Origin of the sequence: Nonomuraea sp. LP-02 (assembly GCF_036289125.1) — a bacterium.
GTDB lineage: Bacteria > Actinomycetota > Actinomycetes > Streptosporangiales > Streptosporangiaceae > Nonomuraea > Nonomuraea bangladeshensis.
In genome coordinates this window covers 111,565-134,251 of the sequence record NZ_JAXCLK010000001.1, presented here as the reverse complement: position 1 = coordinate 134,251, position 22,687 = coordinate 111,565, and the positions used below count along the sequence as shown (strand labels likewise).

21 protein-coding genes, 1 other RNA gene and 1 pseudogene are annotated in these 22,687 nt (G+C 69.4%); 12 read left to right on the top strand and 11 right to left on the bottom strand.

Going from position 1 to position 22,687, the window contains the following annotated elements:
• Positions 1–34 precede the first annotated feature (34 nt).
• The gene (locus tag SMD20_RS00645; protein WP_329573755.1) at positions 35–1,210 is read left to right on the top strand and encodes a helix-turn-helix domain-containing protein; all 1,176 of its coding nucleotides are present in this window, start codon (positions 35–37) and stop codon (positions 1,208–1,210) included.
• Positions 1,211–1,285: 75 nt separating this feature from the next.
• Positions 1,286–1,729: a hypothetical protein gene (locus SMD20_RS00640; protein ID WP_329573753.1), complete on the top strand. Its 444-nt coding sequence runs from the start codon at positions 1,286–1,288 to the stop codon at positions 1,727–1,729.
• 797 nt (positions 1,730–2,526) lie between these two features.
• Here SMD20_RS00640 and SMD20_RS00635 read toward each other — a convergent pair.
• From SMD20_RS00635 to SMD20_RS00625, 3 genes are all read right to left on the bottom strand, one after another.
• Positions 2,527–3,024, bottom strand: a complete 498-nt coding sequence (locus SMD20_RS00635; protein WP_329573751.1) for a topology modulation protein — start codon at positions 3,022–3,024, stop codon at positions 2,527–2,529.
• Positions 3,025–3,281: 257 nt separating this feature from the next.
• Positions 3,282–3,854 (bottom strand): hypothetical protein, encoded by a 573-nt coding sequence (locus SMD20_RS00630; protein ID WP_329573749.1) that lies wholly within the window; start codon positions 3,852–3,854, stop codon positions 3,282–3,284.
• Between the two features lie 748 nt (positions 3,855–4,602).
• A complete protein-coding gene (locus SMD20_RS00625; RefSeq protein ID WP_329573748.1) occupies positions 4,603–5,025 on the bottom strand; it encodes a hypothetical protein in 423 nt (140 codons plus the stop codon).
• Positions 5,026–5,357: 332 nt separating this feature from the next.
• Between SMD20_RS00625 and SMD20_RS48305 the strand changes: the two are divergent.
• Positions 5,358–5,672, top strand: a pseudogene (locus SMD20_RS48305) (transposase family protein); the annotation flags it as partial.
• 386 nt (positions 5,673–6,058) lie between these two features.
• On the top strand, positions 6,059–6,313 hold the full coding sequence (locus SMD20_RS00615; protein WP_329573746.1) for a tyrosine-type recombinase/integrase: 255 nt from the start codon (positions 6,059–6,061) through the stop codon (positions 6,311–6,313).
• On the opposite strand, the gene rnpB is transcribed toward SMD20_RS00615, so the two are convergent.
• The 4 genes from rnpB to SMD20_RS00595 all read right to left on the bottom strand — a co-directional run bounded on the left by rnpB (position 6,310) and on the right by SMD20_RS00595 (position 9,654).
• Positions 6,310–6,700: RNase P RNA component class A (gene rnpB / locus SMD20_RS00610), an RNA gene on the bottom strand. The two genes, SMD20_RS00615 and rnpB, sit on opposite strands and share 4 nt — an antisense overlap.
• A 157-nt stretch (positions 6,701–6,857) precedes the next feature.
• Positions 6,858–8,114, bottom strand: a complete 1,257-nt coding sequence (locus SMD20_RS00605) for a bifunctional RNase H/acid phosphatase (protein WP_329573744.1) — start codon at positions 8,112–8,114, stop codon at positions 6,858–6,860.
• Positions 8,111–8,851 carry a zinc ribbon domain-containing protein gene (locus SMD20_RS00600; RefSeq protein ID WP_329573743.1) on the bottom strand — a complete coding sequence of 247 codons (741 nt, stop codon included), beginning with the start codon at positions 8,849–8,851 and terminating at the stop codon, positions 8,111–8,113. Before SMD20_RS00600 ends, SMD20_RS00605 begins: the two co-directional genes overlap by 4 nt.
• A 2-nt stretch (positions 8,852–8,853) precedes the next feature.
• Positions 8,854–9,654, bottom strand: coding sequence for a Nif3-like dinuclear metal center hexameric protein (locus tag SMD20_RS00595; protein ID WP_329573741.1), 801 nt, complete (start codon positions 9,652–9,654; stop codon positions 8,854–8,856).
• A gap of 94 nt (positions 9,655–9,748) precedes the next feature.
• Between SMD20_RS00595 and SMD20_RS00590 the strand changes: the two genes are divergently transcribed.
• The 5 genes from SMD20_RS00590 (at position 9,749) to SMD20_RS00570 (ending at position 15,578) form a co-directional block, all read left to right on the top strand.
• Positions 9,749–11,203, top strand: a complete 1,455-nt coding sequence (locus SMD20_RS00590; protein ID WP_329573739.1) for a flavin-containing monooxygenase — start codon at positions 9,749–9,751, stop codon at positions 11,201–11,203.
• Positions 11,204–11,212: 9 nt separating this feature from the next.
• Entirely contained in the window at positions 11,213–12,244 is a 1,032-nt protein-coding gene (locus tag SMD20_RS00585; protein ID WP_329573737.1) for a dipeptidase, read from the top strand.
• Positions 12,245–12,248: 4 nt separating this feature from the next.
• The gene (locus tag SMD20_RS00580) at positions 12,249–13,034 is read left to right on the top strand and encodes a GNAT family N-acetyltransferase (protein WP_329573735.1); all 786 of its coding nucleotides are present in this window, start codon (positions 12,249–12,251) and stop codon (positions 13,032–13,034) included.
• A gap of 66 nt (positions 13,035–13,100) precedes the next feature.
• Complete coding sequence (locus SMD20_RS00575) at positions 13,101–14,528, top strand: Nramp family divalent metal transporter (protein ID WP_329573733.1); 1,428 nt, start codon at positions 13,101–13,103, stop codon at positions 14,526–14,528.
• Between the two features lie 42 nt (positions 14,529–14,570).
• A complete protein-coding gene (locus tag SMD20_RS00570) occupies positions 14,571–15,578 on the top strand; it encodes a helix-turn-helix transcriptional regulator (RefSeq protein ID WP_329573731.1) in 1,008 nt (335 codons plus the stop codon).
• Here the strand turns inward: SMD20_RS00570 and SMD20_RS00565 are convergent.
• From SMD20_RS00565 to SMD20_RS00555, 3 genes are read right to left on the bottom strand one after another with little or no spacing between them, the layout of a single operon-like run.
• Positions 15,573–17,063 carry an AMP-binding protein gene (locus SMD20_RS00565; RefSeq protein ID WP_329573727.1) on the bottom strand — a complete coding sequence of 497 codons (1,491 nt, stop codon included), beginning with the start codon at positions 17,061–17,063 and terminating at the stop codon, positions 15,573–15,575. The two genes, SMD20_RS00570 and SMD20_RS00565, sit on opposite strands and share 6 nt — an antisense overlap.
• A complete protein-coding gene (locus SMD20_RS00560) occupies positions 17,063–18,097 on the bottom strand; it encodes an acyl-CoA dehydrogenase family protein (protein ID WP_329573725.1) in 1,035 nt (344 codons plus the stop codon). Before SMD20_RS00560 ends, SMD20_RS00565 begins: the two co-directional genes overlap by 1 nt.
• Positions 18,094–19,260, bottom strand: a complete 1,167-nt coding sequence (locus SMD20_RS00555; RefSeq protein WP_329573723.1) for an acyl-CoA dehydrogenase family protein — start codon at positions 19,258–19,260, stop codon at positions 18,094–18,096. Before SMD20_RS00555 ends, SMD20_RS00560 begins: the two co-directional genes overlap by 4 nt.
• A 204-nt stretch (positions 19,261–19,464) precedes the next feature.
• Here SMD20_RS00555 and SMD20_RS00550 point away from each other — a divergent pair, with 204 nt between their 5' ends.
• From SMD20_RS00550 to SMD20_RS00540, 3 genes are all read left to right on the top strand, one after another.
• Positions 19,465–20,064 carry a TetR/AcrR family transcriptional regulator gene (locus tag SMD20_RS00550; protein WP_329573722.1) on the top strand — a complete coding sequence of 200 codons (600 nt, stop codon included), beginning with the start codon at positions 19,465–19,467 and terminating at the stop codon, positions 20,062–20,064.
• A 66-nt stretch (positions 20,065–20,130) separates the two neighbouring features.
• Positions 20,131–21,117: an AurF N-oxygenase family protein gene (locus SMD20_RS00545; protein WP_329573720.1), complete on the top strand. Its 987-nt coding sequence runs from the start codon at positions 20,131–20,133 to the stop codon at positions 21,115–21,117.
• Positions 21,114–21,938 carry an SDR family NAD(P)-dependent oxidoreductase gene (locus tag SMD20_RS00540; protein ID WP_329573718.1) on the top strand — a complete coding sequence of 275 codons (825 nt, stop codon included), beginning with the start codon at positions 21,114–21,116 and terminating at the stop codon, positions 21,936–21,938. The genes SMD20_RS00545 and SMD20_RS00540 overlap by 4 nt, the downstream gene beginning before the upstream one ends.
• Here SMD20_RS00540 and SMD20_RS00535 read toward each other — a convergent pair.
• The gene (locus SMD20_RS00535; protein ID WP_329573716.1) at positions 21,892–22,659 is read right to left on the bottom strand and encodes a class I SAM-dependent methyltransferase; all 768 of its coding nucleotides are present in this window, start codon (positions 22,657–22,659) and stop codon (positions 21,892–21,894) included. The two genes, SMD20_RS00540 and SMD20_RS00535, sit on opposite strands and share 47 nt — an antisense overlap.
• Positions 22,660–22,687 lie beyond the last annotated feature (28 nt).

Genomic DNA, 22,687 nt, shown 5'->3' with positions numbered 1-22,687 from the left:
GGCAGGGGCAGCGATTTGGCCTCAAGATGGGAACATGCTCGGAGAGCGCTTGCAGTCCTACCGGAAGCTGCGCGGCCTCAGCCAGCGCGAGCTGGCCGCACGGTCCGGTGTCACCCAGTCCCTGATCCGGAAGGTGGAGCAAGGCGAGCGCAAGAGCGTACGTATCGAAACCGTTCGAGCCTGGGCCACAGCGCTGGACGTCACCACTACTGCGCTACTCGGCCCCGTTCCGGAGACCGAACAGCAGAACGGAAACGGGGATCGCCTCGCGCCGCTACGGCAAGCACTACAGGGTGCGGACCCGGCCGATGTTGAGGACGTGCCGACCGCTGACGGCTTGCGGTCCGCCATCGCAAGCGCCGTACGGCTGTACCACGACGACGCATACGCCGAGCTGACTACGATCCTGCCCGTCCTGGTCAAGGAAGCACAAACCCTCGTTGAGCAGGGCGGGCCGGAAGCCCTGGCCATCCGCGCCAGAGTTCTGCAACTGGTCGGCTCACTGGCTACGCAGACGCGAGTGTTCGACGTGGCCGAGACAGCCCTGGAAGGCGCCGTGGCGGACGCGATCGAGACCGGCGACCGCATAGAGGCTGCGTCCGCCGTCATCACCCTGTGCTGGCTGCTCCTGCGCCAGCGTCGCCTTGATGAGGCACGTTCTCGTGCCGTCGATTGGGCGGACGAGATCGAGCCGCGCATGTCGCGAGCGACCACCACGGAACTCTCCGCCTGGGGATGGCTGCTGCTGCGTGGCAGCGCGGCAGCCATCCGAGACAACCGGACGGACGAAGCGGACGAGATGATGCGACTGGCCCTGTCGGGCGCGGTTCGCATGGGACGAGAACACGGCTCGTACCACGAATACTTCACGACATTCGGACCGGCCACGGTTCAGATGAAGCGGGTGGAGAACGCCATCATCGAGCATCAGCCAGAGCGGGCCCTACGGCTCGCACGCGAGGTACCCCCAGGATTGAGACCTACCAGCGACAATCGAAACCGACATCTTTTGGACGTGGCCAACGCTCACGTCATGCTGCGCGAGTACGACAAAGCCCTAGATATCCTGTCGCAGCTTGCACGCGAAGCGCCCGCATGGCTGCCGAATCAGCGTTACGCCAAGGATCTGCTCCAGACGATCGTCGGCCGCCGTCGCACGCTGACACCGGAGATGCGGAAACTGGCGGACGCGGTGGGTCTGGAACCTTAGGCGTGTGGCACTTCACGGTACGGCTCGCCGAAAGTGCCACAGACAGCTTGACCTCGGTCTTTCTACCTTGTGGTCATGCGCTCTCGAAACATATCCGCACAGCTCGAAGGACTAGAGCCAGGCAAGCCCGTCACAAAGGCAGAAGCCGATCGGCAACGTGCCGCACTGGACCGCGTTCTGGAGCCCATGACAGAAACGGTAGGCGTACATGCTGAGCTGATCACGCGGATTGCTCTCGACTGCGAGAGGCGACCTGAACCGAGCGCCGAGAAACGCCGGCATCCGCCAACGCTGCTTGTCTACGCGGACGCTGGGCGGAGAGTCGCCACGGTCACCATCGGGGAGCGCTCCGGTAGCTATCTGATCGAGTTGGCGCGCATCGCCAACCGAGCCGAAACAGACGTGTTTTTCGCGGCGCCGGCCGCAGACATGCACCGTGACTGGATCGCGGTCGTCCCCGCGCACCTCCCCGATCAGGCAGCGCTAGTGATCGCACAGCACGCGGGGGTGCACAGATGAATGAAGACCTAACCCCGCAGCCAACGGCGCCCCATCGTGCCACCGCCGAGGATCTGCGAGTCCAGTACGGCGATCACTGGGAGATAGCATCGAATTTGGCTGTCGGTGTAGCCGCCTGGCGGAAGACATACCTTTCCCCAGCCCAACTCACAGGCGACTTGCTCAATGTCCTGCACGCATCCGATCTGGACGCGCTCGCCGTAAGAATCGCAGAACAAGAGGCCCAGCATGCGAGTGGTCGTTCCCGCCTTAGTCTGGCGTTCAGGCAACGCCCTTGGACTCGAATACGGGATGATGGGAAGCGTTAAGGCTTTCTCAACCCCGCCTCCATAAGGCGGAAGGTGTGCCCTACCCGGTTGAGGAATTCCGCTCGCCCGAGCAAGCCCGGCGGCGCGCGGAGGAGATCCGCGAAGAATGGCGTCAAGCTCTCGCCAGGCCGTACGACGGCCCGTAGATGCGGGCGTCATCGATGCCCCGGTAGAGGTATGAAACTGACGGCCCCTCTATCGGGATGCTGGCGGCCTCCGATTGGAGGGGAGTTGGTCCTTCCTGGCGCGTAGAAGCCGCCCGCCTTCTCGCGCCTCTCCGGTCGGAGGGCTATGAGATGCCCCACAATTACAGAAAAGTTCCGTGAGGGGTTGCCGGCATCCCCGACCGACGTGCTCGTCGGCGCTGTCCTCGGCTCATTGCCGGACACCACCCCGACCTGCGTGCCCGAGACAGTCTGCCCGGCACGGTACGGCTGGCCGACAACACTCTGGGACGGCTGCTTCCTCGCCTGAACGGCGACTCCGTCACTAGCCGACCTGCCCCAGCCAGCGGCGCGTCTCGGCGCGGCTGGTCAGGAACACCACCGGCTTGCCCGCAGCGAGTTCGTGGATCTTCGCCAGCACTTTGGGACGCATGCGCCGACGGTAGGTGGCCACGTAAGTGATCACGCCCCAGTGGATGCGGTTGTAGACGCCGGATGCGTGTTGGCCGGCGCCGTGCCGGAGCTGGCGGGAGAGAATCCCCCACAGGGCGACTCGGGTAGGCACGTCCATCATCACCACGGTGTCGCACGCTTGCAGCCGGACGTGCAGTGAGGAGTTGTAGTTGCCGTCGATCACCCAGCGCGGTGCCGCGACCAGCTCCCGCTGGGCCGCCTCGAACTTCTCCGGCGGCAGCGGGTTCCATTCGTCGTCGTAGTAGACCGCGTCGAGGTGCGTGACCGGCGCATCGAGCAGGCGGCCGAGTTCGCGGGCAACGTAGGATTTGCCGCTTCCACCGGACCCGACAACGGCGACTCGACACATCTGCACGGTGCTCCACCGTAGTAAAGAACGGGCCTGGTCAGAACGATGATGTGAGATGTAGAACCTCGGGCGCAGAGCAATCGCCGCTGAGGGCGCTCGGGACAGCCGCCGTGTGCAACAGCGCCCACTGGAGATCCACTCCAGCACCCCGCGCGCATTCGCGAAGAACAGGAATCACGTTGAGGCATGCCTTGGTTCTCGGGGGTTCAAGCTCTTCCAGTCATGCCGACTCGTCATCAGGCCAGGTCCGGTGAGCGCTAGCAGCACTGCCATAAGAAGCGGCCTTCCTGCTCGTCCGGGCTGAGGAAGCCGTAGCCGACCCCTGCATCCCCAAAGTTGACGTCGTTGCCCAGGCGACCGACCGAGTCGAGTTGGAACAGGAAGTCCCACGCGCCGGGAGGGTATTCCTCGAACTGCAGCCACGTCGGGAGTCCGCCGATCCGGCTGTCGTAGACGTCGTCGAGTTCGCCGGGGTTGGCGACATCGAATTCGGCTGCGTATTCGGAGATGGTCGGACCGTCGGCATCAGTGCGCACCTCGATGAACGGTGGCACCCGGCCGGGCTGGACGATCAGCGCATTCTCCCCCGCCTCGCTCTCGTAGGTACAGTCAATGCCTTCGTCGGTCATGAACAGGTACGCCATCCGCAGCTCCGGGCCCGGGAGACGGAACTGGCCGATGAACATCATCGGCCGCTCCAGGCGCAGCGACAGCGGCCATTGCGGCTCGTTCACCCACACCGGCGCACCGCCGAACTTGGTCACATGCTCGCGGATCGGCTTCTCAGCGGGGGTGAGGAGGAGCCGGTACGGCGGGTTCTCGATCGTCATGCCGGGCACCCTAACCATCGCGACCGACATCGTCTGGACGTTACGGCCGCCCTCTGATCGAAGGGTGGAAGTGACAAGTCGGCCTGTGGGCCGGTTCTGATCCGGCAGCGGTGCGATGTGCACTGGAAGTGCTCTGCGAGGAGGCTCAGCCTGCCCCAGCCGCGTGCTCGGTACCAGGACCGCGATGGAGTTTTCTGCTTCGATCACAGCCATGAAACATGAAGCGGCAACCTACGAGCCGATGACTCAGGCGCATCACGCCGTGGAGCACGGCGACCTGGCGGAGCTGACTCGGTTGCTCGACGCCGGTATCGATCCGAATGAGGTGTCGTCCAACATGACCTTGCTCTTGCATGCGATCGACATGGAAGCTGACGGAGCAGCCCAAACCGGGCAGCCACTGGACGCTGTGCATGTACCGCCGTGCTTCTGGCCTATGGGGCTGACCCCGAACGTCCGGGCCCTCACGGGGAGGTCCCGCTGCTCTTCGCCTTCCACTATGGTCACGGACTGGCCGTCCGGTTACTTGAGGCTCACATCGCTCGTCGTCATGGCGGCACGGTGCCGAGCCCCTGTCCCGAACTTCCTCCGGCGGAACCACGTCCCTGGTCGATGTGAACCTGCGACTTCTTGCTCCCAAAGCAGTCAGATGGATCGAGCCTTTCCAACCGCGTTGATCGAAGCTCCGCGCCCTGATCCCGTCCGCCGAAAGGCCGCGGGTCGGTCTTCTGCGGCCTCTCTGAGATCGTCACCGTTGGTCGCTGGCTTCCGTTCGTACGATGGGCAGATCTCTACATGCCGTCAGGAACTTCTCGAGATACCAGCCCAGATCGACGAACTCCGGCATGTGCGCGATGGTGCGGTAATCCAGCAGAGGGATCAGGGAGACCGACGTCCTTTCCTCATGGAAGAGTACGTTTGCGAAGGTCTCCTCGCCGGGCAGCTTGGTGGTTATGCCTACCGCCTCTCCGGCCTCATAGGAGGTGCGCATGTCGCGCTTCGCCTCGGCCAGGTCGTCCAGCGGCAGGATCTTCCAGTCGTAGTCGGTCATGTACCAGATGGCGTCTTCTTCGCGGAGCAACTCCCAGCCCATGCGGGCGAGCCGATCGAGGACCTCCATGAAATCGATGTTGTGGTGGAACTCCAAGTCGATCGCAACGTCGCGGCTCATATCTCCTCGTGCCAGATCGATGAAAAGGGGGCGCTCCCGACGAGCCACCTCGCGGCGAATCGCTGAGCTTCCTCAAGGATGGCGCAGGTCAGTAGCGGCAGACGCTGGGGCAGGTCGGCGTTGAGGCCTCTATAACCCGACCGTGCAGGTCGTCACGGGTTCGTACAGGAGCAGGTTGGCATGGCAAGAGGATCCCGGTAAGACAGCAGTCGACGAAGATCCAATGCCCCAACCGGGAGCCTCGTTGCTGTCCTACCGTGCCGCGATTCCCCTGTCCAACCACACCCTGACCCATCTGGCCGAACTCATCCGCAGGCAGCGGGCTGAACGCCGTTGCCGCCGCCGTTGAGCGCGCATCCAGGCTGGCCTACATCATCCTGGACGGCACCCTCATTCCCATCGACCGCCTTGCCGAGGAGCGACCGTACTACAGCGGCAAACACAAACAACATGCGATGAACGTGCAAGTGCTGGCCGATTCCGTGGGTCGTCTGGTGTGGGCGTCACCTGCGCTGCCGGGCGCCGTCCATGACCTGACCGCCGCTCGGACAGTCGGCCTGATCGATGCCCTGACTGGCGTCGGCGTCAAGACCTTCGCGGACAAGGGCTGTCAAGGAGCGGGCGGAACAATCCGCACGCCGTTCAAGCGGCATCGCCATCGTCCCCTGCTGTCGCGCGGACAGCTGGATCAGTGCGCGAAGTACCCCTGCCGGAGACCAAGCTGCGCTGTTGCCCCATCGTGCGACTGCGCTCGTGCGCGCGATCCTTGTCCTGCAACTCGTCGAAGAGGGCCGCTACTCAGGATGAAAGGGCTCATCTATTGAGCAGGTTGTCGCGCTGTATCGAGCAATGGTCCCGGAGTACCGCGCACTCGTTCTGGTTGGCGCCGGCTCAGGGCTTCGGCAAGGGGAAGCGTTCGGACTGGCTGGCGATCGGCTCGACTTCGACAGGGGCATGATCATGGTCGACCAACACTCGGCCCATCGTTAGGACGCTCAAGAGCCCTGTATCAGTGCGCGAAGTACCCCTGCCGATGTTCCTCGCTGAGGCTCTGGCCAAGCCGACGCCCGACACGACCTTTCACGACCTCAGGCACACCTTCGCCAGCACCGCTCTCGCCTCCGGCGTCCCAATCTCGGAGGTCTCCAAGTGGCTCGGTCATGAGTCGATCACAACCACTGTGGACCTGTACGGCCACCTCGTCCCCGAAGCCTCCGCCAGGGCCGGAGAACGTGCCCTGATCTTGAAGGGCGCCCGTTCCCTTCCAGGTCAGAGAGGGAATGGGTGACGAGTCGGCCTGTAGGCCGGGTTCTGTCCTTCGTGTGAAGGGGCGACCATCCATCTAGGGCCGTCGTTGCCGGCGGCCTCGAGCGGTCTACCCGCGCGGCTCGGGCGGGCAGCCCTCGAACGTCGCGCGCGGAACGCTCCGAAAAGCGTTCCTTCTTGACCTTGCTCCGGGTGGGGTTTACCTAGCCGCCCACGTCGCCGTGGGCGCTGGTGGTCTCTTACACCACCCTTTCACCCTTACCTCCCGGCGTGCGGGAGGCGGTTTGCTTTCTGTGGCACTGTCCCGCGGGTCACCCCGGGTCGGTGTTACCGACCACCCTGCCCTGTGGAGCCCGGACCTTCCTCGGCGGGCCCGCTGGGAGCCCGACGCGGTCGCCCGGCCGACTCGTCTGGCAAAGGGTATCAGTTTCAAGCCGTTCTCAACTCAGCCGCAAGATCACTCCGATGGAATGAGCAGGTCATCGCCTGAGGGGGGCGATGCGCAGGCGGCCGTGCCGGGGCCTTGGCGGACCCCGGCACGGCCACAGCACCGCGTAAGCGTGATGTCAGCGCAGGTGGGCGGTGTCGTTGAAGGACTTCACGACGGCAGGGCCGTCGGCGTAGTACTCGATCAGGCTCAGGCAGGCCAGGTCGAGGTGCATGCGGTAGAGAGACTCCAGCGGGGCCATGAGCGCCAGGCGCAGGAGCATCTTGATGGGGGTGACGTGGGAGACGGCGAGGACGGTCTTGCCCTCGTACCGCTCCACCAGGCGCTCCCCCGCCGCCCGCACGCGGCGGGCGGCCACGGCGAAGCTCTCGCCGCCGGGCGGGGCGGTCTCGGGGTCGGCGAGCCAGGCGGCGAGTTCGGCCGGCCAGCGGCGCTGGACCTCTGTGAAGGTGTGTCCCTCCCACTCGCCGAAGTCGACCTCCCTGAGCTCGTCGTCCACCTCGACGTCGAGGCCGGTGCGGGCGGCGATGGCGGCGGAGGTCTGGCGGGCGCGCTTCAGCGGGGAGGAGACGATCACGTCGGGCCGGTACGGCTCCCGCGACAGGCGTGCGGCGGCTGCCTCCGCCTGGGCCAGGCCGTTGGGCGTGAGTTCGGGGTCGCCGAGGCCGGAGAAGCGGCGTTCGAGGGAGAGCTCGGTCTCGCCGTGGCGGAGGAGGAGCAGGGAGGTGGCGACGCGGGTGGGGGGACGCCACCCAGTGCCCGTCTCCACCTTTTTCCCGGCGGCCCGGGTGCGCTGCTGGGCGGCGGCCACGGAGGCTGTAGGCGCGGAGAGGTCCGACGAGCCACGGGCTGGGGCGGAGATGCTGCTGACGTCCAGGAGATCGGTTTGCGAAGGCGAAGGCGAAGGGGGCAATCCCGGTTCTTCGCCATCGCTTGTGCCGCCGGCCTTCCACCGCAGCCCCTGGGCGGCGGCGTCCATGGCCTCGTTGGCCAGGCGGTCGGCGTGCTGGTTGCGTTCGCGCGGGATCCAGGTCCACTCCGTGACCCGCAGCCGCCGCACCAGCGCCCCGGCCTCCGAGGCGAGTGGCCGCAGCCCTTCGTTCTTGATCTTCCAGCGGCCGGCCATCTGCTCGACGACCAGCTTGGAGTCCATCCTGACCGCGACCGCCGCGCCCTCGCCGCCCACTCGCAGCACGGCCTGCAGCCCGGCGATGAGCCCGCGGTATTCGGCGACGTTGTTGGTGGCGACGCCGATCGCCTCGGCGGACTCGGCGAGCACCTGGCCGCTCGCCGCGTCCTTGACGACCGCGCCGTAGCCGGCGGGGCCGGGGTTGCCGCGCGAGCCGCCGTCTGCCTCGATGACGTAACGGGTCACAGGCCGGACTCTGGGGTGCGGACGAGGATCCGCCGGCACTCCTCGCACCGGAGCACCTCGTCGTGGGGTGCGGCCTTGATGCGGTTCATCTCGGCGATGGACAGGGCGACCTTGCAGCCCTGGCAGCGCCCGTGGCGGAGCATGGCCGCGCCGACGCCGTACTGCTCCCTGAGCTTCTCGTAGAGCTTGAGCAGGTCGGCGGGGATCTCGGCGGCGACGCCGGTGCGGCGGCCCTGGACGTCGGCCGCCTCCTTGTCGATCTCCTTCAGCGCGGCGTCGCGGCGGTCCTCGGCGGCCGACCGCGCGGCGGCGGTCTCGTCGCGCTTGGCCACCAGGTCGCGCACCTTGCTGTCGGCGGCCTCGCGCCGCTCCATGATCTCCAGCACGACCTCCTCCAGGTCGCCCTGCCGCTTGTGCAGCGAGGCGATCTCGGACTGCAGGCTCGCCAGGTCGCGGGGGGAGGTCACGGCGCCGGAGTCGAGGCGCTTCTGGTCGCGGTCGGCGCGGGTGCGTACGGCGTCGACGTCGCTCTCGGCCTTGGTCTGCTCGCGGGCGAGGTCGCCGGCCTCGGTCTCGGCCTCGATGACCTGGGTGGCGAGCCTGGCGTACTGCTTGGAGCTCTCGTCGATCTCGGCCAGCTCGGGCAGGGTGCGGCGGCGATGGGCCAGCCGGTCCGCCACGGAGTCGAGCTCTGCCAGGTCGAGCAATCTCTTCTGGGCGTCAGGCGCAGCTTTCATGATCAATATCCTCTTGTCCAAGCATCGGTGACCGTGGCGGAGACACGCGTCTCAACGGTAACGCCACTGGCGTGCAGGATGGACGCCGCGCTCTCCAGCCACGGCCACTCGGTCGCCCAGTGCGCGGCGTCGATGAGCGCGGGCCCGCCCGACTCGACGAACTCGCTGGCCGGATGGTGCCGCAGGTCGGCGGTCAGGAACACGTCGACGCCGGCCTCGGCGGCGGCGCCGAGCAGGGAGTCGCCCGCTCCCCCGCTGACCGCGACCCGGCGCACCGGCCGGGAGAGGTCGCCCGCCACCCTGATGCCCCACGCCGTGCGGGGCAGCCCCTCGGCCGCCCGCGCCGCGAACTCGCCCAGCGTCGTCGGCTCGGCCGGCTCGCCGATGCGGCCGAGGCCGCGCCACGGGTCGTCGGGGAAGGGCCGCAGCGGCACGAGGTCGCCGGTCAGGCCGACGGCGCGGGCCAGCGCGTCGGAGACGCCGGGGTTGGCGACGTCAGCGTTGGTGTGGGCGGTGTAGAGGGCGACGCCGCGCCTGATCAGGGTGTGGATCAGCCGGCCTTTGGGTGTGGTGGCGGCCACGCTCGTGGTGCCGCGCAGGTAGAGGGGGTGGTGGACGACGATGAGATCGGCGCCCCACTCCAGGGCCTCCTCGGCCACGGCCGCGACGGGGTCGACGGCGAGCAGCACTCGCCGCACCTCCTGGCCGGGATCGCCGGTGACCAGCCCCACCGCGTCCCACGACTCGGCCCGGGCGGGCGGGTAGGCCGCCTCGAGCACTCCGATCACGTCCGTCAACGTCACAGCAGCCACCTGCGAAGACTATCGGCCTCCGGGAGGGTCGCGGCGAAACGACGTCCGGCGTAATGTAAGTGGACACTGACAGGCGGAGGGTGGCATGGCACCAAGCGTCGCGATCATCGGAGCCGGCTTCGGCGGACTGTGCATGGCGATCCGGTTGGAAAGGGCCGGGATCCGCTCGTACACGATCTTCGAGAAGGCGGACGACCTCGGCGGGACCTGGCGCGACAACAGTTATCCGGGGGCGGGCTGCGACATCCCGTCCCACCTGTACTCCTACTCCTTCGAGAAGTACGCGAGCTGGACCCGTCGCTACCCGGACCAGCCGGAGATCCTGGGCTATCTGGAGCACTGCGCCGACAAGTACGAGGTACGGCGAAAAATCAGGTTCCGCAACGAGGTCAGGAGCGCGGCGTTCGACGGCCGCCAGTGGCAGATCACCGCCGCCGGGCCGGACGGGGACGAGCACACGGAGGCGTTCGACGTCATGGTGGTGAGCGTCGGCCAGCTCAACCGCCCCCACCTCCCCGACATCCCCGGAATGTCGGACTTCACGGGTGTCTCCTTCCACTCCGCCCGCTGGAACCACGACCACGACCTCACCGGCAGGCAGGTCGCCGTAATCGGCACCGGCTCGTCGGCGGCCCAGCTCATCCCGCCCGTCGCCGAGCGGGCCGCGCGGCTGCACGTCTTCCAGCGCACCCCCAACTGGGTGATCCCGAAGCCGGACGCCACGTTCGGCCCGCTGACCAAGCTCGCCCTCCACTATGTCCCCGGCCTGCAGCGGGCCTACCGCGAGTGGATCTACCGGTACGCCGAGGCCACCCTCTACCCCGCGCTGGCCCAGGGCTGGAGCACCGGCCTGCTGAGGAAGCGGGCGCTCGGCCACCTGTACGAGCAGGTGCCGGAGCCGGAGCTGCGTGCCAGGCTCACCCCCGACTACCCGCCGGGCTGCAAGCGGGTCGTCATCGACAGCCGCTTCTACCCTGCCCTCACCAGGGACAACGTGGACGTGATCACCGACAAGATCGTCCGCATCGGCCCGAGCGGCGTCGAGACCGCCGAGGGGCTGCGCGAGGTCGACACGATCGTCTACGCGACCGGGTTCAAGAGCACGGAGTTCCTGACCCCGATGGAGATCACCGGCCGCTCCGGCCGTTCACTGAGCGAGCGCTGGGCGAACGGCGCGGAGGCCTATCTCGGCATCTCGGTGCCGGAGTTCCCCAACATGTTCCTGCTGTACGGCCCCAACACCAACCTCGGCCACAACTCGATCATCTTCATGCTCGAATGCCAGGTCGGCCACATCATGGCCTGCCTGCCCCGGCTGGCCGAGCAGGGCCCGATCGAGGTGCGCCCCGAGGTGATGGCGGCCTGGACCCGGCAGCTCGACGCCGCCATGGAGCGCATGGTGTGGGGCGGCGGCTGCCAGAGCTGGTACAAAACAGCCGAAGGCCGCGTCACCAACAACTGGCCGGGCTCGACGCCGCTCTACCGCAGGCTCACGGGCAAGGCGCCGGGCGGCGCCTACCGGCCGAGCCCGGCACGGTAACGTCCGAGCATGACGCTTCACCCCTTGCACCAGCGTGCCGTCGTCGCCGACACCCACAACGACCTGCTGATGGCCGTCTCCGCCCGCCCGCCGCACGTATGGTCGTCGTTCTTCCGCGAGCGCTGGCTGCCGCAGCTCACGGCGGGCGGCGTCGACCTGCAGGTCCTGCCGGTCTTCATCGACGACCAGTACCGTCCCGAGGGCGCGCTGCGGCAGACGCTGCGGATGATCGAGTGCGCCCACGTGATCGCCGAGGGCAACGCCGACCGGGTCGCGCTCTGCCGCGACGCCCGCGAGATCGACGCGGCGCTGGAGTCGGGCAGGATCGCGCTGGTGCTGGCGCTGGAGAGCATGCCGGGCCTGGACGCCAGCGTCGAGCTGATCCCGACGGTGCACCGGCTGGGCGTACGGGTGGCGTCCATCGCGCACTTCGGCCGCACGCCGCTGGCCGACGGCAGCGCGGAGGACGCCACCGGCAGCGGCCTGACCTCGCACGGCGTCGCCGCGCTGGCGGAGATGGAGCGGCTCGGCATCATCTTCGACGTCTCCCACCTCGGCGCCTCGGGCGTCGCGCACGTCCTGGAGCTGGCCACCAGGCCGGTCATGGCCACCCACTCCTCGGCCCGCGCGCTGCGCGACCACCACCGCAACCTCACCGACGAGCAGTTGCGCGGGGTGGCCGCGACCGGTGGCGTGATCTGCGTCAACTTCTTCGCCCCCTTCCTGGCCGAGCAGCCGGCCGGCTACACGCTCGACCGCCTGCTCGACCACATCGAGCACATCGCCGGCGTGGCCGGCGTCGACCACGTCGGCCTCGGCCCCGACTTCGTCAAGGAGGTCTACGACGACCTGATGCCGCCGTTCTGCGAGGGCGAGAACGACCGCGGCGTGGACCCGAAGGCCACGGTGCCCGGCCTGGCGGGGCCGGAGGGCCTGCCCCTGGTCACCGAGGGGCTGCTCGCCCGCGGCCTGCCGGAGAAGGACGTCGAGAAGATCATCGGCGGCAACGTGCACCGGCTCTTCAGCGAACTGCTGGCCTGAGAACATGACACCCGCGAGCGAGCAGGCGGCGGCCAAGGCCGGCGTCGTGATCAGGGAGCTGTCGGAGATCGACGAGTTCCAGCAGGTCAACCGGCTGTTCGACGACATCTGGCATCCGGAACCGCGCAACGTGCCCGTCCCCCTGGAGCTGATGATCGGTTTCGCGCACGGCGGCGGCTACGTGGCCGGGGCCTACGAAGGCGACACGCTGGTCGGCGCGTCCGTCGGGTTCCTGGCGGCGGACCGTACGCTGCACTCGCACGTCACGGGCGCGGCGGCGGGCCGCGGCATCGGCTACGCGCTGAAGCTCCACCAGCGCGACTGGTGCAGGAAGCGCGGGCTGAGGCGGATCACCTGGACCTTCGACCCGCTCGTCCGCCGCAACGCCCGCTTCAACCTGGTCAAGCTGGGCGCCCGCCCGGAGGAGTACCTGGAGGACTTCTACGGGACGATGGCGGACGCGATCAACGAGGGCGACGCCTCCGACCGGCTGCTCGCGGTGTGGCCGGTGGACCAGGACCGCCGGGCGACGGCGGGCCCGCCCGCCGGAGACGAGCCGCCGCGCGCGCTCCTGGCCTGCGAGGACGGCCGCCCGGTCTTCCACCTCGCGGGCGGCGAGGTCGTGCTCGTCGGCACCCCGCCCGACATCGAGGAGCTGCGCCGCACCGACCCCGGCACGGCCGCGGAGTGGCGTGCGGCGGTCCGTACGGCGCTCGGCGGGCTCATGGCCGCGGGCGGCGAGGTCATCGGGTTCACCGACCGGGGCGAGTACGAAGTCTGGGTTCACTAGCCATTTCATGACAGTTGGGGATCTTTGTAAGGTGAGCGGTGAGGCACGCCGAGCAAGGAGATCCGCATGGCGGAGTTCACCCCCACCGTTCCTGCGCGAGTCCTACCCCCCGTCACCGTCCGCGACCTGCCCGAACCACCCCGATCGACCTGGCGCGTCATCGGCCCCGGCCTCGTGGGCGCGGGCGTCGGCCTGGCGTCGGGCGAGTTCATCCTCTGGCCGTACATCGCCTCCCAAGTCGGATTGATCTTCGTCTGGGGCGCGGCGATCGGCATCATCACGCAGTGGTTCATCAACATGGAGATCGAGCGCTACACGCTGGCCACCGGCGAGACCGCGCTCACCGGCTTCAGCCGCATGTGGCGGCACTGGGGCCTGGTCTTCGTCCTCATGACGCTCTGCTCCAACCTGTGGCCGGGCTGGGTGACCAGCTCGGCCACCATGGTCACGTACCTCACCGGGACGGGCCAGGGCAGCATCCGGTGGATCGCGATCGGCATGCTGCTCCTGATCGCGCTCGGCCTGACCCTGGCGCCGGTGATCTACACGATGCTGGAACGGGTGATCTTCCTCAAGATCGCCCTGGTCGTGACGCTGATCGTGGTGGCGGTGCTGTTCGCCATCACCGCCGACAGCTGGGTCGAGCTGGGCAAGGGCATGACCGTGAACGCCGGGTTCCCGGTGCCCGAGCTGGAGTTCGCGGTGCTCATGGGCGCCATCGCGTACGCGGGCGCGGGCGGCGGCCAGAACCTGTGCCAGAGCAACTGGATCCGCGACAAGGGCTTCGGCATGGGCCTGTACGTCCCCCGCCTGGTCAGCCCGGTCACCGGCCAGGAGGAGGCGGCCCCCACGACGGGCTTCCAGTTCGCCCCGACCGAGGGCAACCTCGCCCGCTGGCGGCGGTGGTGGCGATTCGCCAACGTCGAGCAGGCGTGGACGTTCGCCCTGGTGTCGTTCGTGACGATCGCCCTGATGTCGATGCTGGCGTACTCGACCGTCTTCGGCCGGGAGGGGCTGCAGAACAGCATCGGCTTCCTGGAGGTGGAGGGCCGGGCGCTGCAGGAGGCCGTCGGCGCGTGGTTCGGCGTGCTGTTCTGGGTGATCGGCGCGCTGGCGCTGTTCGCCTCGGCGATGGGCATCGTCGACTACACCTCGCGCCTCGCCTCCGACACGATCAAGACCGTCTACCTCCGCGACCGGCCGGTGTCGGTCAACCGCGTCTACTTCCTGACCGTGTGGGCGCTGGTGCTGGTCGGCATCGTGATCCTGCTGCTGGGCTTCGACCAGCCGCTGATCCTGCTGGTGTTCTCGGCGAGCTTCGCGGCCGTGATGATGTTCGTGTACTCGATCCTGCTGATCGTGCTCAACCGGCGGGCCCTGCCCAGGGAGATCAGGGTGCGGTCGTACCGGCTGGGGGCGCTGGTCTGGTCGGTGGCGTTCTTCGGCTCGCTCACCGTGCTGACCGTCGTGCAGCAGGCGCAGAAGCTGTTCTGACGAGGAACGGTTCCTGCCGCGAGGGCGGGCAGACTGGGCGTCATGCTGGAAACCTCCGCCCGCCTGCTCAAGCTGCTCTCGCTCCTCCAGGCGCACCGCGAGTGGTCCGGCCCCGAGCTGGCCTCCCGGCTCGGGGTCTCGACCCGGACCATCCGCAACGACGTGGAGCGGCTGCGCACGCTCGGCTACCCGGTGCACGCCACGCCGGGCGTCGCGGGCGGCTACCGGCTCGGCGCGGGCGCCGCGCTGCCGCCGCTGCTGCTCGACGACGAGGAGGCGGTGGCGGTGGCCGTCGGGCTGGGCCGGGCGGCGGGCGGCGGCGTCGAGGGCATCGAGGAGACGTCGGTACGCGCGCTGGCCAAGCTGGAGCAGGTGCTGCCGGCGCGGCTGCGCCGCCGGGTGCAGGCGCTCAACTCCTACACCGTGCAGGCCCCGTACCGGATTCCCGACGCGCCCGCCGTGCCGCCCGAGCTGCTGACCACGATCGCGAACGAGGCCCGCGACCACGAGCGCCTGCGCTTCGACTACACCGGCCACGACGGCGACGACACGGTCCGCGACGTCGAGCCGCACCGGCTGGTGCACCGGCGGGGCCGCTGGTACCTGGTGGCGTACGACGTCGAGCGGCGCGGCTGGCGTACGTTCCGGGTGGACCGGATCCGGCCCCGCACCCCCGGCGGCCCCCGGTTCGTCCCGCGCGAGCTGCCGGCCGACGGCGACGTGGCGGCCTACGTGGAGCGCGGCATCACCACGGCGTTGGTGCGCCACCGGGCGACGCTGCTCGTGCACGCCCCCGCCGGGCGGCTCGGCCACCTCGCCAGGTTCGGCATGGAGGCGCGGCCGCGCGACGAGGCGAGCTGCCTGGTGGAGGTCGGCGCCGACGACCTGGAGGGCCTGGCGGTCTGGGTCGGGTTCATCGGCGAGGACTTCGAGGTGCTCGACCCGCCGGAGCTGGCCGAGGCCGTGGCGCGGCTGGCGGAGCGCTACCGCCGCGCGGCCGGCGGCCGGTCCGGGCCCGGCGAGCGGCCGGGCCCGGACCAGGGCCTATGACGTGGTGTCCAGGTACTCGGCGCGCACCTTCGAGCGCGACAGCTTGCCCGTGGGGGTGCGGGGCAGCAGCTCGCGGTACTCGACGACCTTGGGGTGCTTGAACCTGGCGATGCGCGGCCCGCAGTGCTCCAGCAGCTCGGCGGTCAGCTCCGGCCCCGCCTCGACGCCCTCGGCCGGCTGGACGAGCGCGACCACGTTGTGCCCCCACTCCTCGTCGGGCACCCCGATGACGGCCACGTCGGCCACGGCGGGGTGCTCCAGGAGCGCGGCCTCGATCTCGGCCGGGTAGATGTTCACCCCGCCGGAGACGATGAGGTCGGTGCGCCGGTCGCACAGGAACAGGAAGCCGTCCTCGTCGAGATAGCCGATGTCGCCCGGTGTGTACCACTCGCCGCGCATGCTGGCGGCGGTCTTCGCCGGGTCCTTGCGGTACTCGAAGCTGCCCATGGTGGACTTGACGTAGATCATGCCGGGCTCGCCCGGCGGCAGCTCCTCGCCGTCCTCGTCGAGGATCTTCGCCTCGAACGTGGGCGCGGGCCGGCCGACCGTCCCCGGCCTGGCCAGCCAGTCGTGCGGCTTGACGGAGAAGGCGATCGTGGACTCGGTGGAGCCGTAGTACTCGTAGAGCACCGGCCCCCACCAGTCCATGATCTGCAGCTTGACCGCGACCGGGCAGGCCGCCGCGGTGTGGATGACCTGGCGCAGGCTGGAGACGTCGTACTTGGCGCGTACGTCCTCCGGGAGCTGGAGCATCCGGTGGAACATGGTCGGGACCATCATCGCGTTGGTCACCCGGTAACGCTGGACCAGCTCCAGGATGTTCTCCGGGTCGAACCGCGGGGTGATCACCACGGTGTGCCCGAAGTGCAGCGCGAACTGGGTGTGCGCGCACGGCGCGGAGTGGTACATCGGCGAGGTCACGAGATGGGTCTCGTCGCCCGGCTTGAGGTCCACGACCTCGCCGAAGAACCACGCGTACAGCGGCACGATCGCCTCAGGCTCGGCGCCCGGCAGCGACCGCTGGACGCCCTTCGGGAAGCCGGTGGTGCCGGAGGTGTACCACATGACCGCGCCGCTGGTCCGGTCAGTGGGCGTGTCGCCGGGCTGCCCCTCGGCGAGCCCGGCCGTGCCGACCTCGGCGCCGGGCACCTGGTGGTCGGGGCCGGTGACGACGACCTTGGCGTCGCAGTCACGCAGGATGTACGCCACCTCGGCCTCGGTCAGGTGCCAGTTGATCGGCACGTAGTAGAGGCCGAGCTGGCCCGTGGCCATGAGCATGACGACCGCGTCGATGCCGTTGGGCAGCACGCCCGCCACCACGTCGCCGACGCCGAGCCCGCGGGCGCGCAGGCCGTGCGAGACCTGGTTGACGCGGGTGAGCAGCTCGCCGTAGGTGGTGCGGGTGCCGTCGGTGTCGATGACGGCCAGGCGGTCGGGGTGTGCGGCGGCGATGGCGTAGAAACCGGGAGTCTTGTCGAAGTCCATCACAGCTCCAGGAGCTCCGCGAGTCGGGCACGGTGGATCCGGGGCGGGCCGAGCAGCACTTCGTCGGTCTTGGCCCGCTTGTAGAACAGGTGAGCGTCGTGCTCCCATGTGTATCCGATGCCGCCGTACAGCAACAGGTGGTCGCGGGCGACCTCGAAGCAGGCGCGGCCGATGTATGCCTGGGCGAGCGCGGCGGCCTCCGGCAGTTCGTCGGGGGCCTCGTCGGCGGCCCAGGCGGCGTACCTGACGATGGACTCGGCCTGTTCGAGCTTGTTGTGCATGTCGGCGAGCTTGTGCTTGACCCCCTGGTAGGAGCCGATGTAGCGGCCGAAGGCGACGCGGATCTTGGCGTAGGCGACGATGGCGTCGAGCGCGGCCCGCATGACGCCGAGCTGCTCGGCGGCGAGCGCGACGCACACCCGGTCCATGACGCCGTCGTCCCGGCGGGGGCCGAGCACCCGGCAGGGCGCGCCGTCGAGGACGATCTCGGCCTGGCCGCGCGTGAGGTCGAGGGCGTCCAGGGCGGTCCTGGTGACGCCGGGGGCGGTCAGCTCGACGGCGACCATGACCGCGCCGCCGTCGGCGGCGGTGGCGGGCGTGACCAGCACGTCGGCCTCCATGCCGCTCAGCACCTGCGCGAGCCGCCCGCTGACGGACGTGCCGTCGCAGGTGAGCTCGTCGCCGGCGGGCAGGCCCAGGGTGGCGGCGAGGCGGCCGTCGGCGATGCCGGACAGCAGCTCCTTGTCGGGCGTCGCGGTCAGGGCGATCGCGGCGAACGCGGTGGCGAGGAACGGTCCCGGCAGCAGCGCGGCGCCGGTCTCCTCCAGCGCGACCGACAGCTCGGTGAGGCCGGCGCCGGCACCGCCGTACTCCTCGGGGATGATCAGGCCGGACAGGCCCAGCTCACCGTTCAGCCGGGCGTAGACCTGCGGGTCGTAGCCCTCGCGGGCCTTGCGCAGCGGCGCGGCCGACCCCAGGAAGGACCTGACGGACTCCTGGAGCTGCCGCTGCTCCTCGCCGAGTACGAGCTTCACGCCTGCGTCCCCACCTTCAGGTCCTTGAACGGCACGTTCTTGTCCACCCGCGGCTCCGGCGGCAGCCCGAGCACGCGGTCGCCCACGATGTTGCGCATGATCTCGTTGGTGCCGCCGCCGAGCGCCAGGCCGGGCGCGATGGACAGGGCCTGGGCGAGCGGATGGTCGGCCAGCGCCGTCTCCGGCCCGACGAGCTGGGTCGCGAGGTCCGCCTGGAACATCGTGAGCTCGGCCAGCAGCAGCTTGGCGCCGCTGCCCCGCGCGCCGGGGAAGATGCCGGCCTTGGTCTCCTGGGACAGGCGCTGGTTGAACAGGGCCAGCGCGCGGCTGCGGATGTGCAGCTCGACGAGCTGGTCGCGGACCAGCGGGTCGCTCGTGTCGAGGACCTTGCGCAGCGCCTCCACGGAGGCCGGGTGGTCCTTCGAGCCGCCCATGCCGACGCCCGCGGAGATCGACAGCCGCTCGTGCAGCAGCGTCGTGACGGCCACGCTCCAGCCGTCGTTGACCTCGCCGACGCGGTGCTCGTCGGGGATGATCACGTTGTCGAAGTAGATCTCGTTGAAGTTGGACCGGCCGGACATGTCCTTGAGCGGGCGGACGGTCACCCCCGGGTGGTGCATGTCCACCACGAACATGGTGAGGCCCTTGTGCTTGGGCACCTCCACGTCGGTGCGGGCCAGCAGCAGCCCCCAGTCGGCGTGGTGGGCCACCGAGGTCCACACCTTCTGGCCGTTGACCACCCAGTGGTCGCCGTCGCGCTCGGCCTTGGTCTGCAGGCTGGCGACGTCGCTGCCCGCGCCCGGCTCGGAGAAGAGCTGGCACCAGATCTCCTCGCCGCGCAGGAGCGGGCGGACGAACCGTTCGCGCTGGGCGTCGGTGCCCCGGTCGACGAGGGTCGGGCCGGTCATCCCGAGGCCGATCGAGAAGACGTACGTGGGCAGGGTGTAGTCGCGGGCCTCGGCGGCGAAGGCGCGCTCCTCCGCCTGCGTCAGCCCCTGGCCGCCCCATTGCGCGGGCCAGGTGATGCCGGAGTAGCCGGCGTCGTAGAGCTTGGCCATGAACTCCTTGGCCCTGGAGATGGCGTCCGTCCCGGGCGGATCGTCGTGCGGAGCGTTCTCCTCCAGCCAGGCCCTGGCTGCACGCCGATAGTCAGCAAGGTTCACTTCGACTCCTCGGTATCAGTGCTCACTTACTCTAATCAGGCGAACGCGGGACGCATAGAGCATTGCTCTGCCGAGGCCGCACGCCCGGGGGTGAAGGCGCAGGCGAGCGGGTAAGGGATGGTTTCCGGCCCTGATCGACTACGGGCGAGGACCGGCCGATACCATGATCATGAAGATATTCAGCTTGGAAAAGAGTTACCCGTTGTGACATCTGGTTTCAGCCGATTACGGCGTGAGGATCTCCTGAAGACCGCCTGCGAGGTGATCGCGGAACAGGGCTTCGGCCACACCAGGACCGTCGACATCGCCCGCGCGGCGGGCGTCAGCCAGGCCCTGCTCTTCTACCACTTCGAGAGCAAGGAACGGCTGTTCGCCCAGGCTTTCATGTACGCCGCCCGGCAGCACCTGACCACGCTGGAGGACATCGAGCAGTCCAAGGCCGCGCCCCTCGACCGGCTGCGCCGGCTGTTGCGCGTGTGCGCCCCCACCATGCAGCCGGAGGGCTGGCGCCTGTGGATCGACGCGTGGGCGGAGGCGATGCGCAACGCGGAGCTGGAGCAGATCTCCCGCCGCATCGACACCCACGGCCGCCTGCTGCTGCGCGTGATCATCGAGGACGGCGCCGCGGCGGGCGAGTTCACCTGTCCCGACCCCGACGGGGCGGCCTGGCGGATCTTCGCGCTCATCGACGGGCTGGCCATCCAGACCAACGTGCATCCCAAGGTGCTCTCGCGGCGGCGGATCAACACGCTGATCCGTACGTCGGCGGCGAACGAGCTCGGCATATCCCTCGAAAAGCTGTGAAACACCCCTCTTCCCGAGTTATTGGACAGTTCGTACAATTACTTGGCGAGGAGAGGAGTGCATGCGATGACACGCGCACCGAGCTCTATCACCGCCAGGGAAGCCGACGAGCAGGTGGCCGGCCGCGCCGCCTACCGGGCGGTCATCGACCGCCTGTCGAAGGCGTCGGTGGACAAGCACTGGGAGCCCTACCGCGACATCCCCTGGGACGACCCCGAGTACCGGGTGGACCCCGCCGACCCCCGGTGGGAGCTGCCCGAGGTGGACAAGCTGGGCGGGCACCCCTGGTACCGCGCCCGGACCCCGGAGACGCGCGCCGCGATCGGGCTGTGGCGGGTGGCCACCGCCATGAAGATCGGCCTGCAGTTCGAGAACCTGCTCAAGCGCGGGCTGCTCAACTACGCCTACCGGCTGCCGAACGGGTCGCCGGAGTTCCGGTACGTCTACCACGAGACCATCGAAGAGGGACATCACGGGATGATGTTCCAGGAGTTCGTGAACCGTACCGGGATGCCGATCCGGGGCATGCCGCGGCCGCTGTCGTTAGTCGCGCAGGTCGCGCCGTTGATCCCGCTGATCTCGACCGAACTGTTCTTCGTGTTCGTGCTGGGCGGCGAGGACCCCATCGACCACGTACAGCGCAAGGTGCTCAAGGACGACCGGCCGCACCACCCGCTGGAGGAGACGATCATGCGCATCCACATCGCCGAGGAGGCCAGGCACATCTCCTTCGCCCGGCACTACCTGCGTAACCGGGTGCCGCGCATGCCCGCGTACCGGCGGTTCATGCTCGGCGTCGCCGCGCCGCTGATCCTCGGCGTGATGGCCCGCATCATGCTCGCGCCGCCCGGCGCGATGATCCGGCACTTCCGCATCCCCCCGAACGTCGTCGCCGAGGTCTACCTGCGCAACCCCGAGGCGCGGCGCGAGATCCGCGACTCGGTGGGCAAGACCCGTGAGCTCTGCGTCGAGCTGGGGCTGGTCAACCGGTTCACCCGGCGGCTCTGGAGGGGCATGGGCATCTGGGCGGAGCCAGGGACGGCGGGCCGGTGAAGACCGCGATCGTCACCGGAGGGGCGTCCGGGATCGGGCGGGCGCTGGCGCGGGCGCTCGCCGCGCGCGGCGTCGCCGTCACGGTCGCCGACCTGAACGAGCCCGCCGACCTCGCCGGCTGGGGCAAGGGCGAGCTGGAGTACGCGCGGGTGGACGTCACCGACGCCGAGGCCGTGGCCGCGCTCGTCGAGCGGGTGGCCGGCGAGCGCGGCCGGCTGGACTTCATGGTCAACAACGCCGGCATCGCCGTCGGCGGCACCGCCCTGGAGATGACGCGGGCGCACTGGGACCGGACGATCGACGTCAACCTGCGCGGCGTCGTGCACGGGGTGCTGGCGGCCTACCCGATCATGGTGCGGCAGGGGCACGGGAACATCGTCAACACCGCGTCGATGGCGGGGCTGGTGCCCGCGCCGCTGATGCTCCCGTACACCGCCACCAAGCACGCCGTCGTCGGGCTGTCGCTGGCGCTGCGGGCCGAGGCGGCCGAGCACGGCGTGCGGGTGTGCGTGGTCTGCCCCGGTTTCGTGGACACGCCGCTGCTCGACAACGCCAACCCCGGGCTGCCCGCCACCAGGATCGGCGCGGCGGCGCGGCAGGCGATCGGCCCCGGACGGCTCTACTCCGCCGACGCGCTCGCCGCGGACGTCCTGCGCGGCATGGCCCGCGGCAAGGCCGTCATCGCGGCGCCCGCGTCGGCGCGGATCGCCTGGCGGCTGGCGCGGCTGTGGCCCGGCGGCGCGGTGCGGGTCGCCGGGCTGGCGTCCCGGCGGGTCAACCGCGGGGAGGACGGCGCGCCACCACCACCTCGGTCTGCCTGACGTGCTCCCACTCGCCTGAGGGGTTGTCCGCGAGCAGCTCTCTCCTCGCGTCCTCGGCGAACGCCTCCAGCCGCTCGCCGAGGTGCGCGGGCGTGCTGTAGGAGTAGGAGAACTGCAGGCCGAGCACGGTGTCGAGGCCGGTCGTCACGCGCCGCTCCCAGCAGGCCGTGGTGACGTCGGAGAAGGGCGAGGCGGCCAGGACGTCGTGGTGGTGCAGGCCGGTCGCCTGGTAGGTGGCGGGCGCCGTCTGCTTGCCCACGCCGAAGCGGGCGCGCACCCGCCGCATCGCCGGCTCCCACGGCTCCTCCGGCGGCTGCCGGGACGGCCCCAGCAGCACGACCACGCCGTCCGCCGGCAGCAGCCGGTCGAGCTCGGCCAGCACCGCGCGGCGGTCCATCCAGTGGAACGAACGTCCCATCACCACGTGGCCGAACGGCGGCAGCGCGGCCAGCCCGGTGGAGTCGCCGGACAGCCAGCGGATGTTCGGCACGTGCGCGCCCCGGCGCCGGCCCTCCGCCAGCATCTCCGGGTCCGGATCCACGGCCAGGACCTCGCGTACGTGCGGGGCCAGCGGGATCGCCACCGTGCCCGGGCCACAGCCGAGGTCGAGCACCGTCGCGTCCTCGCCCAGGACGGCGGCCACGTGGGCGACGGCCTCCTCGCCGTGATCCAGCCGGTGTCGGGCGTAGTACGGCGCCGCGCCGCTGAACGGGCTTCCCATGGATGGGACCATATACGGGTTCTTGACG

Bases quoted from the DNA above. Each gene is read 5' to 3' on its own strand.
- SMD20_RS00645 (WP_329573755.1), top strand. From the start codon at position 35: ATGCTCGGAGAGCGCTTGCAGTCCTACCGGAAGCTGCGCGGCCTCAGC.
- SMD20_RS00640 (WP_329573753.1), top strand. From the start codon at position 1,286: ATGCGCTCTCGAAACATATCCGCACAGCTCGAAGGACTAGAGCCAGGC.
- SMD20_RS00635 (WP_329573751.1), bottom strand. From the start codon at position 3,024: ATGTGTCGAGTCGCCGTTGTCGGGTCCGGTGGAAGCGGCAAATCCTAC.
- SMD20_RS00630 (WP_329573749.1), bottom strand. From the start codon at position 3,854: ATGACGATCGAGAACCCGCCGTACCGGCTCCTCCTCACCCCCGCTGAG.
- SMD20_RS00625 (WP_329573748.1), bottom strand. From the start codon at position 5,025: ATGAGCCGCGACGTTGCGATCGACTTGGAGTTCCACCACAACATCGAT.
- SMD20_RS00615 (WP_329573746.1), top strand. From the start codon at position 6,059: ATGTTCCTCGCTGAGGCTCTGGCCAAGCCGACGCCCGACACGACCTTT.
- SMD20_RS00600 (WP_329573743.1), bottom strand. From the start codon at position 8,851: ATGAAAGCTGCGCCTGACGCCCAGAAGAGATTGCTCGACCTGGCAGAG.
- SMD20_RS00590 (WP_329573739.1), top strand. From the start codon at position 9,749: ATGGCACCAAGCGTCGCGATCATCGGAGCCGGCTTCGGCGGACTGTGC.
- SMD20_RS00585 (WP_329573737.1), top strand. From the start codon at position 11,213: ATGACGCTTCACCCCTTGCACCAGCGTGCCGTCGTCGCCGACACCCAC.
- SMD20_RS00580 (WP_329573735.1), top strand. From the start codon at position 12,249: ATGACACCCGCGAGCGAGCAGGCGGCGGCCAAGGCCGGCGTCGTGATC.
- SMD20_RS00575 (WP_329573733.1), top strand. From the start codon at position 13,101: ATGGCGGAGTTCACCCCCACCGTTCCTGCGCGAGTCCTACCCCCCGTC.
- SMD20_RS00570 (WP_329573731.1), top strand. From the start codon at position 14,571: ATGCTGGAAACCTCCGCCCGCCTGCTCAAGCTGCTCTCGCTCCTCCAG.
- SMD20_RS00565 (WP_329573727.1), bottom strand. From the start codon at position 17,063: ATGGACTTCGACAAGACTCCCGGTTTCTACGCCATCGCCGCCGCACAC.
- SMD20_RS00545 (WP_329573720.1), top strand. From the start codon at position 20,131: ATGACACGCGCACCGAGCTCTATCACCGCCAGGGAAGCCGACGAGCAG.
- SMD20_RS00535 (WP_329573716.1), bottom strand. From the start codon at position 22,659: ATGGGAAGCCCGTTCAGCGGCGCGGCGCCGTACTACGCCCGACACCGG.